We start from the raw sequence: 13722 nt of genomic DNA, 5'->3' as shown, positions 1-13722 counted from the left end.
TCCGCCCCCTCAATCAGCCCATGCCGCGTCGCGGTCGAGCGTGGGCAGCGGGTAGCGGTCCTCGTCGATCTGCGGCAGGCAATTCAGAAGCCCCTGCGTGTAGGGATGTTGCGCCTGATGCAGCTCTGAGGCTTTGAGCTCCTCGACCACGCGTCCGGCATACATCACCAGCACCCGGTCGCAGAAGGAACTCACCAGCCGCAGGTCGTGCGAGATGAAGATCAGCCCCATGCCCTGTTCGCTCACCAGCTTGTCGAGGATGCGCAGCACCTCGATCTGGATCGTCACGTCGAGCGCCGAGGTCGGCTCGTCCGCGATCAGCAGATCGGGCTCGGAGACCAGCATCATCGCGATCATCACGCGCTGGCCCATGCCGCCCGACAGCTCGTGCGGATAGGCGCGAAACACCCGCTCGGGATCGCGGATCTGCACCGCGTCGAGCATCTGCAACGCCTTCTCGCGCGCGGCCGCCCTGCCTGCCCCGTGCGTGCGCAGAACCTCCATCAGCTGCTTGCCCACCGGCATCACCGGGTTGAGCGAGAATTTCGGGTCCTGCATCACCATCGACATGCGCTTGCCGCGCAGGCCGCGCCATTGCCTGGCCGAGAGGCTGCGCAGGTCCGTCCCGTCGAAGCTGAGCCGGTCCGCCGTTGCCGCGCCCGGCGCCGGGGTCAGCCCGAGGATCGCCCGCCCGGTCTGGGACTTGCCCGAACCGCTCTCGCCGACGATGCCGAGACGCTCGCGCCCCAAAGTGAAACTGACGCCGCGCACGACCTCGGACGGGCCCTTGCGGGTCGGGAAGGTGACGCGGAGATTTTCAACTTCGAGCAGGCTCATTTCTGCCTCTTCGGATCAAGAACGTCGCGCAGGCCGTCACCCAGCAGGTTGAAGCCGAGCGAGACGATGAAGATGGCAAGGCCGGGCATCGTGGCGACCCACCAGTAATCGACGAGGAAATTGCGCCCGCCCGCGATCATCGCGCCCCATTCGGGCTGCGGCGGCTGCGCGCCGAGCCCCAGAAAGCCCAGACCGGCCGCCGTAAGGATGATCCCCGCCATGTCGAGCGTCACCCGCACGATCACCGAGGACATGCACAGCGGCACGATATGTTTCCAGATGATGCGCGCCGAGGACGCGCCCTGCAGCTTGGTCGCTGCGATGAAATCCGAATTGCGGATCGTCAGCGTCTCGGCGCGCGCAAGGCGGGCATAGGGCGGCCAGGCGGTGATCGAGATCGCGATGATCGCGTTTTCGATGCCCGGACCCAGCGCCGCGACGAAGGCCAGCGCGAGGATCAGCTTCGGGAAGGCCAGCACGATATCGGTGAAACGCATCAGCACCGTATCGACCCAGCCGCCGAAATAACCCGCCGTTGTGCCCACCAGAAGCCCCACCGGGGTCGCGATCACCGCGACCAGCGCCACCACCGCCAGCGTGATCCGCGAGCCGTAGATCAGCCGCGAGAGGATATCGCGCCCCTGATCGTCGGTGCCCAGCCAATAGCCCTCCGTCAGCGGCGGCAGCAGCCGGGTGGTGTTGAGATCGCCCTGCAGCGGATCATGCGGCGCAAGCCAGGGCGCGAAGACCGCCAGCAGCACCAGCACCAGAACGATGAGAAAGCCGAACATCGCCAGCCCGTTGGTGCGGAAATCGAGCCAGGTCCGGTAGGCCTGCCCGAGCCGTGCCTGCCGGCGCGAGACGGGTTGGTCGCTGAGGAGCCACTCGCGGGTCATGCTCATTTCTGGTTCCTCGTACGGGCGTCAAGCAGCGTGTAGAGAAGATCGGAAAACATGTTCAGCCCGACGAAGATCGCGCCGATCACCAGCGTGCCGCCCAGCACCGCGTTCATATCGGCATTCTGCAGCGAGTTGGTCAGGTATTGCCCGAGGCCGGGCCAGGCGAAGACCGTCTCGGTCAGCACCGAACCTTCGAGCAGGTTGGCGTAACTCAGCGCCACTACCGTCACCAACGGCACGGCCGCATTGCGCAGCGCCTGCACCCAGATGATGCGCCATTCCGGCACGCCCTTCACCCGCGCGGTGGTGATATATTCCTGCGCCAGCTCGTTGAGCATGAAGCTCCGCGTCATCCGGCTGATATAGGCCAGCGACAGGTAGCCCAGCAGCGAGGCGGGCAGGATGATATGCGAGAACACGTTGCGGAAGGCGGGCCATGCGCCCTGCATCGCCGTATCGAGCAGGAAGAGCCCCGTCTTCGGCGTGAAATCATATTCATAGGAGATATCGACCCGTCCGGGGCCGGAGATCAGGTCGAGCTTGAAGTAGAACAGCAACAGCCCCATCAGCCCGAGCCAGAAGACCGGGGCCGAATAGCCCACCAGCCCCACGACCCGCACGATCTGGTCGATCAGCTTGCCCTGACGCACCGCCGCCCAGACCCCCATCGGGATGCCGAAGGCGGTGCCGATCACGATCGAGACCGTGGCCAGCTCCAGCGTGGCCGGGAAGACCCGCGCGATATCCTGCGAGATCGGGCGCGTGGTCAGGTTCGAGGTGCCGAAATCGCCCTGAAAGACCTTCTGGAGCCAGATCCAGAACTGCTCGACCAGCGGCTTGTCGAGGCCGAGCGCGTGATAGGCGGCGTCATATTGCGCCTGCGTCGCGCGATCGCCCACGACCGACAGCACCGGGTCCACCGGCACGACGCGGCCGATCAGGAAGGTCACGACGAGCAGGCCGAGAAAGGTCACCGCCACCGTGCCCAGCGTCGAGACGAGTTTGCGAAGCCAGAGGGCGCCGCGGCGCCCCCTGTTAGTCCGTGTGGTCATGTTACTTGGTCACATGCGCGAAGTTGTTGTCGTTGAAGGAGGGGCCGACGATCACGCCCTCGACATTCTTGCGCTCGCCCATGACCTCGATCTCTTGCGCGTAGATCACAAAGGGACCGGTCTCCATGACCTTCTTCTGCTCGTCGATATACATCGCCGCGCGCTTCTCCGCATCGGGCTCGAGCATCGCCGCATCGGTCTCGGCGGTCAGCTCGGGGATGTCCCAGGCGTTGCGCCAGGCCAGCGGCTTCGAGGTCGCGTCATCCGAGTTGTCGGGATTGTAGGCGAAGGTCGAGGCGTTGGTGTGGGGATCCTGGAAGTCCGGCCCCCAGCGGCCGATATAGATGTCGTGGTTGCGCGCGCGATACTTGGTCAGCGTCTGCTTGCCATCGCCCGGGATCAGTTCCAGCTCCACGCCCGCCTGCGCCATCGTCTGCTGCATCGCCTGCGCCATCGCGGTGATCTCGGGCGTGTTGCGGGTATCCATCGTCACCTTGAACCCCTCGGGAACCCCGGCTTCGGCCAGCAGTTCCTTGGCTTTCTCGATATTGAGCGAGAACGGGTTCTCGTTATAGGCGCCAAGGAAGCCCTCGGGCAGGAAGCCCTGATGCACCTTCACCTTGCCGGCCATGATCGTGTTCGCGATCGTGTCGTAATCGACGAGGTATTTCATCGCCTGACGGACCTGCGGCTTGGACAGGTATTCGTTCTTCTGGTTCATCCCGAGATAGTAGAGCGAGCCCTTCGCGCCGCTCTCGATCTTGACGTTCGGGTCGTCCTTGAGCGCCGCGATATCCTCGGCGGTCAGGTTGCGCGCGATGTCGATATCGCCCTTCTCGAGCAGCAGGCGCTGGGTCGAGGTCTCGGGAATGTGGCGATAGATCACCCGCGCCATCGGCGGGGCATCGCCCGAATAGTTCGCGTTGCGCTCGAGGATCACCGCCTCGTTCGGGCGCCAGTCCTTGATCGTGAACGGGCCCGAGCCCGCATAGTTGGTCTTCAGCCAGCCATAGCCGAAATCGCCATCGGCCTCATGCTCCATCGCCAGTTTCTTGTCGACAACCGAAGCCACGGTCGCGGTCAGGCAGTAGAGCACCAGCGTCGGCGCATAGGCCTTGTCCATCTTGAAATCGAAGGTCATCGGGCCGGTCTGGACGATGTTTTCCTCGACATTCTCGGGCGTCATGCCGAGCTGGCCGATGATGAAGGCGGGCGATTTGTTGAGCTTGACCGCGCGCACCAGCGAGAAAACCGCATCCTCGGCGGTGATCGGATTGCCCGAGGCGAAGGTCCGGCCTTCCTTCATCGTGAAGGAGATCGTCTTGCCATCCTCCGAGACGGTCCAGCTTTCGGCCGCCTTGCCGAAGATGTCGGAGACGTTCTTCGGGTCGTAGCCGATCAGGGTCTCGTAGGTGTTGCCCGCGATCTCGGAGGCGGAGAATTCAAAGATCTCGGCGGGATCGAGCGAGATGATATCGTCGATCGACCAGGCCTGGATCAGCGTGTCGGGCGGGGTCTCGGCGAAGGTGACGGCGGGCGTCGCGCCCAGCATCAGCGCGCTCAACGCGACGCTGGCCAGAATACGGCTGTGAATCATAGGAGTTCCCTCTCTGTTGTCTTGGCGCGTCTTGAAAGCGCGCCTGATCCGGTGGATCCGGATTCGATACCCCGATTAACCGTCCGGTAAAATTTCCTGTCAAGCTGGAAGCGCCCCTGCACCAGCCCGAGAGCCGCAGCGCACCGACAAGAAAAGCGCATTTCACGCGCAACTGCTGGATTTTTCAGCCATTTCCGATCAGCGGAAAACAACGCCCTCCGCGACGCGCGCGATCACAGATCGATCGCCCCATCCGCATCGGGCACCGGCGGATGGCCCGGCGGCAGGCTCTTGCGCGGGGCGTCCTCCTCGGGCGGTTCGGTCAGGAGCGGCGGCGGCGGTGGCGCGCCTGACTTGCGGCGCAGAATGATATCGCCATTCGAGAGACGCTCGGGCGCTTCGTAATTCTTTACATCGTCGATCAAAGCAAGGAACTGGCGCAGCTTCGGCCCTAGCTGCGAGGCCGCCTCGCCCAGCCCTTTTTGCATGTCCTCAAGCTCGGGCTTCATATCCTCTATCAGCCCGCGAAACAGCAGCTGCGCGCCTTCTTCGAGCAACGAAAACCCGCGATCAACATCGCCTTTCTCCTCCTGCGCAGCGGCGGGGGAGAGCATCAGCCCGAAGGCCAGAACGGAAACAAGCAAACTTTTCATGGGGCCGATCCTACGCTCTTGCGCCGGGAAAATCACGCCCCTTGCGCAGGCCGCAGATCAAGATCGACCGTGACCGGGAAATGGTCGGAAGCCTGCAACAGCGCCTCGCGCAACTCCGGCACGCGGTAGATATGCGGATCGTCAAACGGGTGCCAGATCCGCCATTTCGCCCCCTTCGCCACCAGATCGGATGAGAGCATTACGTAATCGAGCATCGCCGAGAAATACTGATGGCGATCGACGTGATAGAACCGTGCCGAACTGGGCGTGGCACAAGACCGGTGTGCGTGGCTGAGATGGGCGTGCGGGTCGTGCAAACGCATCTCGTCCGGCCCTCCCTCGCCTGCGACGATCTCTACCGCCGAACGCCCGAAGAGCTTTTCATATTCATCAAGCCCCGGACCGTCGTTGAAGTCGCCCATCACGATGAGGCTTTCGCCCGCCGTCAGATGTTCGTCGATCCGCCCCCGCAGCCAGATCGCCTGCGCAAGCTGCTTGCGACGGTTCTCGATCCCGATGCGGATCGCGGCTTCATGGCTTGTCGCTCCGTGCGGCGCCTTCGATTTGATATGCACGCCGATCAGCCGCATCGTCTCGCCCGCCTTGGTGATCAGCTCGACCTCCAGCGGCGGCTTGGAGAACTCCACCGTGTCGAGCCGCGCGTCGATATCGAGGTCGATCTTCATCTCGCCATCGAAACGCGGCCAGGTCTCGCTCGCCCGCGGCTCGTGACGGGCCGTGACCACATCGGGATCATAGAGCAGCGCGATCTCCTGCTGGGTCTCGTTGGGAAATCCGATCAGCGCCTTGCGCTGGCGCAGCCCGTATTTCTCCGCGAAATGCTCGAGCATGCTCACCGTGTGATGACGGTGATTGTCGTCAGGCGCCTCGACCACGAGCAGCACATCCGCCTCGAGCGCGCTCATCACGATGCCGATCGCGCCGAGCTGCTCGGCCCGCGTGATCTGGTAACGCGCCGACCATTGATCATCCTCGAGCATCCGCCCGCGTTTATCGAAGAGCGCGTTGAACCATTCGATATTCCAGGTCGCGACCCGCATCACGCATCCGCGTGAGAGGCGCGGATCTCTTCCCACGCCTTGTTGAGCGCGATCACCCGCGCTTCCGCCAGCTGCACCGCCTCTTGCGGCAAGCCGCGTGCGATGGCGCGGTCGGGATGGGCCTCGCGGACCTTCGCCCGCCAGACTTTACGGACCTCATCAAGCGGCGTGCCCGGGTCCACCTCGAGCACCGTCCAGGGATCGGGATCGGCCTCGGGCACGAAAGCCGAGCGCATGGCCCGGAAGCAACATTCCTCAAGGCCGAAGATCCGCGCAACCTCATGCAGGAAGGCATCCTCGCCCTCGTGATATTCGCCATCCGCCATCGCGATGAAAAACAACCCCTCGAGCACGTCTTTCAGAACCGGCGCACCGGGGCCGAACATCCGCGCGATCTTCGCGGCATAAGCGTCGAAGCCCGCGACATCGGTGCGCGCCATGTCGAAGACGCGCGCGGCATTGGCCTCCTCGCCCGGCGGGATCTGGAAGATGCGCCGGAAAGCCGCCACCTCATCGCGGGTCACCTGACCATCAGCCTTGGCCATCTTCGCGCCGAGCGCAATGACCGCGATGGTGAAGGCAACCGAGCGTTCGGGCGGCGTGCGCAGATTATCGAAAACCGTGGACAACCCTTCGCCGCGCCCGAGGGCGGCGAGCGCCTGCGCAATGCGCGACCAAATAGATACCGGCTTGTCCATCTCTTAAGTCTAACGCCTCACAGCAGCTTTTGCATCAATACAAGATCGAGCCAGCGATCGAACTTGCGTCCGGCCTCACGGACGCGCCCCGCCTCGACATAGCCGATCGCCGCGTGAAAGGCGATCCCGGCGGCGTTTTCACCCGAGACGCCGCCCATCATGATATGCGCGCCGGCCTTGCGCGCATGATCCTCCAGCGCCGTCATCAAGGCCCGCCCCAAACCCTGCCCGCGGACCTCGGGCGCCAGGATCACCGTGTGCTCCATCGCATGCACATAGCCGTTGCCGCCCCGGAACTGGTCGTAGCTCGCAAACCCCGCAACAGTGCCCGAACCGGTTTCGGCCACGAGAAACTCTCGCCCCGCGGCGCGCCGTGTCGCGATCATTCTCTCTAGGCTCTCGGGGGTTTTCTGTTCGCTCGAAAAGGTCACCGTGGTGTCACGGATGATCGGGTTCCAGATCGCGAGAAGGGCGGGCAGATCGGCGGTGCGGGCGGGACGGATCATAACGGGCAGCCTCGGGGAGAAAGACCCGCGCAGGCTGCGTCGGAACGGCAAAAAGGGCAAGGTCTCCCCTGCCCTTCTTCTTGATCCAAATATCTTCGGGGGGTCCGGGGGGCAGACAGCCCCCCGGCGCCATCAGCTGCGCGCCTGGCGCACGATGTCGAGGATCTCGCGCGCGGCGAGCGGGATATTGGTGCCCGGCCCGAAAATCGCCTTCACCCCGGCTTTCTTGAGGAAATCGTAATCCTGCTGCGGGATCACGCCGCCACAGATCACGATGATATCCTCGGCGCCCTTCTCCTTGAGCGCCTCGATCAGCTTCGGCGCCAGCGTCTTGTGACCGGCGGCCTGCGAGGAAATCCCGACCACATGCACATCGTTGTCGATCGCATCCTGCGCGGCTTCCTCGGGGGTCTGGAACAGCGGGCCCACATCGACGTCGAAGCCGATATCGGCGAAGGCCGTCGCGATCACCTTGGCGCCGCGATCATGCCCGTCCTGGCCCATCTTCACCACCAGCATGCGCGGGCGGCGGCCTTCTTCCTCGGCAAAGGTTTCCACATCCTTCTGGATCTGCGCAAAGCCCTCATCGCCGTCATAAGCCGCGCCATAGACACCGGCGAGCGTCTTCACCTCGGCCCGGTGACGGCCGAACACCTTTTCCATCGCCATTGAGATTTCTCCCACAGAGGCCCGGGCGCGCGCAGCTTCCACCGCCGCCTCGAGCAGGTTGCCTCCCTCGGACGCACGCCGCGTCAGTTCTTCAAGCGCCGCCTGACAGACCGCCTCGTCGCGGGTCGCGCGCATCTTCTCGAGCCGCGCGATCTGCGCCTCGCGCACCTTCACGTTGTCGATGTCGAGAATGTCGATCGGGTCTTCCTTCGCGAGGCGATACTTGTTCACCCCCACGATCACCTCTTCGCCACGGTCGATCATCGCCTGACGGCGCGCCGCGGATTCCTCGATCCGCAGTTTCGGCATCCCCGAGGCGACGGCCTTGGTCATGCCACCCATCTCCTCGACCTCCTCGATCAGCTCCCAGGCCTTCTCGGCGAGATCGGCGGTGAGTTTCTCGATGTAGTAGGAGCCCGCGAGCGGATCGACGACATTGGTGATCCCGGTCTCTTCCTGCAAGATCAGCTGCGTGTTGCGCGCGATCCGGGCCGAGAATTCGGTGGGCAGCGCAATCGCCTCATCAAGCGCATTGGTATGCAGCGACTGGGTGCCGCCCAGCGCCGCCGCCATCGCCTCGTAAGCGGTGCGCACGACGTTGTTATAGGGATCCTGCTCCTGCAAACTCACGCCCGAGGTCTGGCAATGCGTGCGCAGCATCATCGAGCCCGGTTTCTTCGGCTCGAACTCCGACATGATGCGGTGCCAGAGCATCCGCGCCGCGCGCAGCTTCGCGACTTCCATGAAGAAGTTCATCCCGATCGCGAAGAAGAACGACAGACGGCCCGCGAACTTGTCGACATCCATCCCCGCCTTGATCGCGGTGCGCACATATTCGCGCCCGTCGGCGAGCGTATAGGCCAGCTCCTGCACGAGGTTCGCGCCGGCTTCCTGCATGTGGTAGCCCGAGATCGAGATCGAGTTGAACTTCGGCATCTCGTTCGAGGTGTATTCGATGATATCCGCGATGATCCGCATCGAGGGCTCGGGCGGATAGATATAGGTGTTGCGGACCATGAACTCCTTGAGGATGTCGTTCTGGATCGTGCCCGACAGAACCGCGCGGTCATGGCCCTGCTCTTCGCCGGTCACGATGAAGTTCGCCAGCACCGGGATCACCGCGCCGTTCATCGTCATCGAGACCGAGACCTTGTCGAGCGGAATGCCGTCGAACAGGATCTTCATGTCCTCGACGCTGTCGATCGCCACGCCCGCCTTGCCGACATCGCCGACGACGCGCGGGTGATCGGAGTCGTAACCGCGGTGCGTCGCGAGGTCGAAGGCCACCGACACGCCCTGCTGCCCGGCGGCGAGTGCCTTGCGATAGAAGGCGTTCGATTCCTCGGCCGTCGAGAAGCCCGCATATTGGCGGATCGTCCAGGGGCGGCCCGCATACATCGTCGCGCGCGGGCCACGGGTGAAGGGCGCAAGCCCCGGCATCGTGCCGAGGTGATCGAGCCCGGCCGTGTCCTCTTCGGTATAGAGCGGCTTGACCTCGATCCCTTCCAGCGTCTGCCAGTTGAGATCCTCGAGCGGCCTGCCGCGCAGTTCCTTCTCGGCGAGGTTACGCCATTCCTCTTTTTTGTCCGTCATGGCCTTGTCCTTCTTCCACTGTCGCCGCGGCGGGGTTAGCCCCCGCATCTCCGGCCGTCCTTTCCACGAAATTCACACCCGGCGGCGCGGCGCGCAGCCAGGAAAGATCCTCCAGGTAGCGCGCGGTCAGCTGCGCACGCTCGCCCTGGGTGAAGGGCATCCAGCGCCCGTTCGAGCCCAGAACCGCATGGCCCGCCTTGGCCAGCGGCTTGCGCAGCGCGCCCAGACCCGGCGCGGCATTGAGCCTGCGTCCCGGCTCGAACAGCCCCGCGGGCAGCACCGCGCCCGGAAGCATCGCGCCAAGCTGCGCCACGTGATCACCGCCCAGCGCTTCATGGCTCCAGACCGTGACCGGGAGGTCGAAAGCGGCCTGCGCCTGCTCCGTCACCTCGCGCCAGCCGCGCGGATGGGCGGCCAGCCGCGCTTGCTCATGGCGCTGCGGCACCGCCATCCCGCGCCCGACGGTCACCGACAGCGCCGAGGCCCACCACATATCCTGCCGCCGGATCGAAAGCGCGACACCTTTGAGATGGGGACGCAAAGCGCGCCCCGCGCGCTCCAGCCGCCCGCGCGCATCCGGGTAAAGCGTCAGCATTTCCACGCAATTCGGGATCGCGCCCAGAAGGTTCTCCTCCGAGATCACCAGATGGCGCAGCCCGGCCCCGGCCAGACGGTCGATCTCGAAACCGAGCCGCATCCGCAGCCGCTCCAGCCCCGCCTCGTCTGCGGGCGAGACCAGATCGGGCCGCCGCACCAGCCCGGAAAACAGCCCCGCGCGCGTCCGGTCCGGCCCCCAATAGGCGATCCCCGCCCCGGCCAGCGCATCGGCATTCTGCAACATCCACGCCTGAAACGCCGTAGTTCCGGTGCGATGCGCGCCGATATGCAAGATGACATCCATGAGCCTGCCCCGATCCTTGCGGCAGGCGCCGCGCCCCGCGCAGCCCCCGCCATTCGGGCGCCAGTCTGCCCCGCGAGGTCTTGCAACAGGCTTAAAGGTCGAATTTCGCAAAAATTCGCGCCAACCGGCATGGTGCGGCGGGCGTGGGCTGCTTATATCGAAAGCGAGAGAGGAGCCAATGATCACACGTCTGACCCTTGGAATCGCTGCGTTTCTTGCGCTCGCGCCGCTGGCGGCGGGCTGGGCGCAGACGCGCGCAGACCCCGCCTCCGAAACGCCCCCCGATGTAGGGATCGCGCAGGAGCCCGCATTTACCCCGATCGACGGAGCCGAGGCCGATCTGGCCGCTCTGGTCTGGCAAAAACGCCCCATCGTCGTCTTCGCAGACAGCCCGTTCGACCCATCCTTCAAGGAGCAGATGCGATATCTCGAAGAGCGCTGGCCCGAACTGGCCGCGCGTGACGTGGTCGTCATTACCGACACCACGCCCGATCCCGCCAGCGCCATCCGCACGAAACTGCGCCCGCGCGGGTTTTCGCTCGTCATCATCGCGAAAGACGGCACGGTCAACCTGCGCAAACCGCGCCCATGGGACGCGCGCGAGATCATTCGCTCGATCGACAAGATGCCGATCCGGCGTGAGGAAATCCGCGAGCAGCGCGGCTTCTGATCCGCCAAAACCGGCACGCGAGTCTCGCGCGCCAGCCCCGCCGTGGCGGGACGAACCAGTTTCCTGGCCCCCCTATGCCACGGCGAAAGTGCCACTTATTCGAACTCCATGATGATGTCGTCGACCTTGAGGCTCGCACCGGCCTCGGCGTTGACCTTCTTCACGGTGCCCTTCTTCTCGGCGCGCAGGATGTTTTCCATCTTCATCGCCTCGACGGTGGCCAGCGCCTGACCTTCCTGCACCTCGTCGCCCTCGGCCACGTTGATCTTCACCACCAGACCCGGCATCGGGCAGAGCAGGAATTTCGACGTATCCGGCGGCAGTTTCACCGGCATCAGTTGCGCAAGCTCGTGCTGGCGCGGGGTCTGGACATGGACCTTGAGATCGGCGCCACGCACGCGAATGCGGAAGCCCATCGGCACCTTTCCGACCTTGAGCACCAGCGGCGCGCCATCGACGGTCAGTTTCGCCAGCGCATCACCCGGGGTCCAGTCGCTCTCGACGCGCATCTCGTCGCCATCCTCAAAGACGATGGTCGAGCCCTGCTTGTCGGCATTGACGGTGACCGGGAAGCTCTCGTCCTGGAGCGAGACGACCCAGTTCTTGCCAACCATGCGCTCGTGATTGCCCAGCGTGCCCGAGATTTTCGTGCGCCGGATCTCGGCCACACGCTCCATCGCGGCGGTCGCGGCGGCAACACGGCGCAGCATCGGCTGCGAGAGCGTCACGCCCGCGAAGCCTTCGGGATATTCCTCTTCGATGAAGGCTGTGGTGATATTGCCGGTCACGAAGCGGTCGTGATCCATCACAGCGGCGCAGAACGGCAGGTTGTGGCCGATCCCTTCCACCTCGAACGTGTCGAGCGCGAGACGCATCTCCTCGATCGCCTCCTCGCGGGTCGGCGCCCAGGTGCAGAGCTTGGCGATCATCGGGTCGTAGAACATCGAGATCTCGCCGCCCTCATAGACGCCGGTATCGTTGCGCACGATACCACCCGTGGAGGACTTGCCCTCCACCGGCGGGCGGTAGCGGGTCAGACGGCCGATCGAGGGCAGGAAGTTGCGATAGGGGTCTTCGGCGTAAAGGCGGCTCTCGATCGCCCAGCCATTGATGCCGATATCCTTTTGTTCGAAGGGCAGCTTCTCGCCATCGGCCACGCGGATCATCTGCTCGACAAGGTCGATGCCGGTGATCAGCTCGGTGACGGGGTGTTCCACCTGAAGACGCGTGTTCATCTCGAGGAAGTAGAAGTTCTTCTCGCCATCGACGATGAATTCCACGGTGCCCGCACTGGTGTAATCCACGGCCTTGGCCAGCGCCACGGCCTGCTCACCCATCGCCTTGCGGGTCTCGGGGTCGAGGAAGGGCGAGGGCGCCTCTTCGATGACCTTCTGGTTGCGGCGCTGGATCGAGCATTCCCGCTCGTTCAGATAGACGCAGTTGCCGTGCTTGTCGGCCAGCACCTGGATCTCGATGTGGCGCGGTTGCGTGACGAATTTCTCGATGAAGATACGGTCGTCACCGAAGGAGTTCGCGGCCTCGTTCTTCGAGGACTGGAAGCCCTCGCGTGCCTCTTCGGCATTCCACGCGATCCGCATCCCCTTGCCGCCACCACCGGCGGAGGCCTTGATCATCACCGGGTAGCCGATCTGATCCGAGATCTTCACCGCCTCCTCGGCATCCTCGATCAGCCCCATGTAGCCGGGCACGGTCGAGACGCCCGCTTCCTGGGCGAGCTTTTTCGAGGTGATCTTGTCGCCCATCGCCTCGATCGCGCCCGAGGGCGGGCCGATGAAGGCGACGCCCTCTTTCTCGAGCGCTTCGGCGAATTTCATGTTCTCCGACAGGAAGCCGTAGCCGGGGTGGACCGCTTCGGCACCGGTCTGACGGATCGCGTCCATGATCTTGTCGATCACGATGTAGGATTGGTTCGCGGGGGGCGGACCGATATGGACGGCCTCGTCGGCCATCTGGACATGCAGCGCCTGCGCATCGGCATCGGAATAGACGGCGACCGTCTTGATGCCCATCTTCTGCGCCGACTTGATGACGCGGCAGGCGATCTCGCCGCGGTTGGCGATCAGGATTTTCTTGAACATGTCAGGTCCTTCCCTTCCGGCGCGGGAGGGGCATCCCCCCGCCCCGCTTGTCGTGTTCTTGATGAGAGACAAAAGAAAAACCGCCACCGGGGCAGTCAGCCCCGATGACGGTCGCATTCGTGATCGACGCGGTCAGAGCCGCGCGGTCGAACTCAGTAGCTCGGCGAACAGACGCCGGCGTCGTCGCAATAGGTGCCCGCGAGCGCGCCGAGGGCCGCACCGGCGACGATGTTGTTGTCGGTCGCATCCGCGATGACCGCGCCGCCGGCCGCACCGGCGAGGGCGCGTTGGCCGTCGGTCTGCATGCAGCCCGCGAGAGCGAGGCCGGCGACGAGAAGAAGGATCGGGGTTTTGCGCATGAGAGACTGCCTCCGTGAGCGATTATCGTTGCGCCGATTTTTATCGCGATCGCGTGAAAAGCCAACGCAAAAGTGACGCGCGAAAGCGTCGCATCGCGCGCATCGGCAGCACACCGCTCATTCCCCGC

General features: G+C 64.4%; 13 protein-coding genes. 1 reads left to right on the top strand and 12 read right to left on the bottom strand.

Annotation, left to right across the window (positions count from 1 at the left end; all coding sequences use genetic code 11):
- Nucleotides 1-9: 9 nt before the first annotated feature.
- The 10 genes from TP2_RS01245 to TP2_RS01200 all read right to left on the bottom strand — a co-directional run bounded on the left by TP2_RS01245 (nt 10) and on the right by TP2_RS01200 (nt 10466).
- On the bottom strand, nt 10-837 hold the full coding sequence (locus tag TP2_RS01245) for an ABC transporter ATP-binding protein (protein ID WP_038072498.1): 828 nt from the start codon (nt 835-837) through the stop codon (nt 10-12).
- The gene (nikC, locus tag TP2_RS01240) at nt 834-1733 is read right to left on the bottom strand and encodes a nickel transporter permease (RefSeq protein ID WP_038073279.1); all 900 of its coding nucleotides are present in this window, start codon (nt 1731-1733) and stop codon (nt 834-836) included. Before nikC ends, TP2_RS01245 begins: the two co-directional genes overlap by 4 nt.
- Before the next feature lie 2 nt (nt 1734-1735).
- The gene (locus tag TP2_RS01235) at nt 1736-2788 is read right to left on the bottom strand and encodes an ABC transporter permease (protein ID WP_038072496.1); all 1053 of its coding nucleotides are present in this window, start codon (nt 2786-2788) and stop codon (nt 1736-1738) included.
- Nucleotide 2789: 1 nt separating this feature from the next.
- Nucleotides 2790-4385, bottom strand: a complete 1596-nt coding sequence (locus tag TP2_RS01230; protein ID WP_051692097.1) for an ABC transporter substrate-binding protein — start codon at nt 4383-4385, stop codon at nt 2790-2792.
- Between the two features lie 233 nt (nt 4386-4618).
- Nucleotides 4619-5038, bottom strand: coding sequence for an AAA+ family ATPase (locus tag TP2_RS01225; RefSeq protein ID WP_157617013.1), 420 nt, complete (start codon nt 5036-5038; stop codon nt 4619-4621).
- A gap of 32 nt (nt 5039-5070) precedes the next feature.
- Nucleotides 5071-6099, bottom strand: a complete 1029-nt coding sequence (locus TP2_RS01220) for an endonuclease/exonuclease/phosphatase family protein (RefSeq protein WP_038072494.1) — start codon at nt 6097-6099, stop codon at nt 5071-5073.
- A complete protein-coding gene (locus tag TP2_RS01215; RefSeq protein ID WP_038072492.1) occupies nt 6099-6797 on the bottom strand; it encodes a tellurite resistance TerB family protein in 699 nt (232 codons plus the stop codon). The genes TP2_RS01220 and TP2_RS01215 overlap by 1 nt, the downstream gene beginning before the upstream one ends.
- A 17-nt stretch (nt 6798-6814) precedes the next feature.
- The gene (locus TP2_RS01210) at nt 6815-7303 is read right to left on the bottom strand and encodes a GNAT family N-acetyltransferase (RefSeq protein WP_038072490.1); all 489 of its coding nucleotides are present in this window, start codon (nt 7301-7303) and stop codon (nt 6815-6817) included.
- A 132-nt stretch (nt 7304-7435) separates the two neighbouring features.
- The gene (gene scpA / locus TP2_RS01205) at nt 7436-9565 is read right to left on the bottom strand and encodes a methylmalonyl-CoA mutase (protein WP_038072488.1); all 2130 of its coding nucleotides are present in this window, start codon (nt 9563-9565) and stop codon (nt 7436-7438) included.
- Entirely contained in the window at nt 9537-10466 is a 930-nt protein-coding gene (locus tag TP2_RS01200; protein WP_051692096.1) for a hypothetical protein, read from the bottom strand. The genes scpA and TP2_RS01200 overlap by 29 nt, the downstream gene beginning before the upstream one ends.
- 178 nt (nt 10467-10644) lie before the next feature.
- Between TP2_RS01200 and TP2_RS01195 the strand changes: the two genes are divergently transcribed.
- On the top strand, nt 10645-11136 hold the full coding sequence (locus tag TP2_RS01195; protein ID WP_038072486.1) for a DUF4174 domain-containing protein: 492 nt from the start codon (nt 10645-10647) through the stop codon (nt 11134-11136).
- A gap of 95 nt (nt 11137-11231) precedes the next feature.
- Here TP2_RS01195 and TP2_RS01190 read toward each other — a convergent pair whose 3' ends face one another.
- Both TP2_RS01190 and TP2_RS01185 read right to left on the bottom strand, forming a co-directional pair.
- A complete protein-coding gene (locus TP2_RS01190; protein ID WP_038072484.1) occupies nt 11232-13235 on the bottom strand; it encodes an acetyl-CoA carboxylase biotin carboxylase subunit in 2004 nt (667 codons plus the stop codon).
- A 152-nt stretch (nt 13236-13387) separates the two neighbouring features.
- On the bottom strand, nt 13388-13594 hold the full coding sequence (locus tag TP2_RS01185; RefSeq protein ID WP_038072482.1) for a hypothetical protein: 207 nt from the start codon (nt 13592-13594) through the stop codon (nt 13388-13390).
- Between the last annotated feature and the right edge of the window lie 128 nt (nt 13595-13722).

This window comes from Thioclava pacifica DSM 10166 (assembly GCF_000714535.1).
Lineage (GTDB): Bacteria > Pseudomonadota > Alphaproteobacteria > Rhodobacterales > Rhodobacteraceae > Thioclava > Thioclava pacifica.
The sequence above is the reverse complement of the archived record's forward strand: the minus strand, read 5'-3'. Positions and strand labels throughout refer to the sequence as shown.

Bases quoted from the DNA above. Each gene is read 5' to 3' on its own strand.
- TP2_RS01200 (WP_051692096.1), bottom strand. From the start codon at position 10,466: ATGGATGTCATCTTGCATATCGGCGCGCATCGCACCGGAACTACGGCG.
- TP2_RS01220 (WP_038072494.1), bottom strand. From the start codon at position 6,099: ATGCGGGTCGCGACCTGGAATATCGAATGGTTCAACGCGCTCTTCGAT.
- TP2_RS01235 (WP_038072496.1), bottom strand. From the start codon at position 2,788: ATGACCACACGGACTAACAGGGGGCGCCGCGGCGCCCTCTGGCTTCGC.
- nikC (WP_038073279.1), bottom strand. From the start codon at position 1,733: ATGACCCGCGAGTGGCTCCTCAGCGACCAACCCGTCTCGCGCCGGCAG.
- TP2_RS01230 (WP_051692097.1), bottom strand. From the start codon at position 4,385: ATGATTCACAGCCGTATTCTGGCCAGCGTCGCGTTGAGCGCGCTGATG.
- TP2_RS01190 (WP_038072484.1), bottom strand. From the start codon at position 13,235: ATGTTCAAGAAAATCCTGATCGCCAACCGCGGCGAGATCGCCTGCCGC.
- TP2_RS01225 (WP_157617013.1), bottom strand. From the start codon at position 5,038: ATGAAAAGTTTGCTTGTTTCCGTTCTGGCCTTCGGGCTGATGCTCTCC.
- TP2_RS01245 (WP_038072498.1), bottom strand. From the start codon at position 837: ATGAGCCTGCTCGAAGTTGAAAATCTCCGCGTCACCTTCCCGACCCGC.
- TP2_RS01195 (WP_038072486.1), top strand. From the start codon at position 10,645: ATGATCACACGTCTGACCCTTGGAATCGCTGCGTTTCTTGCGCTCGCG.
- scpA (WP_038072488.1), bottom strand. From the start codon at position 9,565: ATGACGGACAAAAAAGAGGAATGGCGTAACCTCGCCGAGAAGGAACTG.
- TP2_RS01185 (WP_038072482.1), bottom strand. From the start codon at position 13,594: ATGCGCAAAACCCCGATCCTTCTTCTCGTCGCCGGCCTCGCTCTCGCG.
- TP2_RS01210 (WP_038072490.1), bottom strand. From the start codon at position 7,303: ATGATCCGTCCCGCCCGCACCGCCGATCTGCCCGCCCTTCTCGCGATC.
- TP2_RS01215 (WP_038072492.1), bottom strand. From the start codon at position 6,797: ATGGACAAGCCGGTATCTATTTGGTCGCGCATTGCGCAGGCGCTCGCC.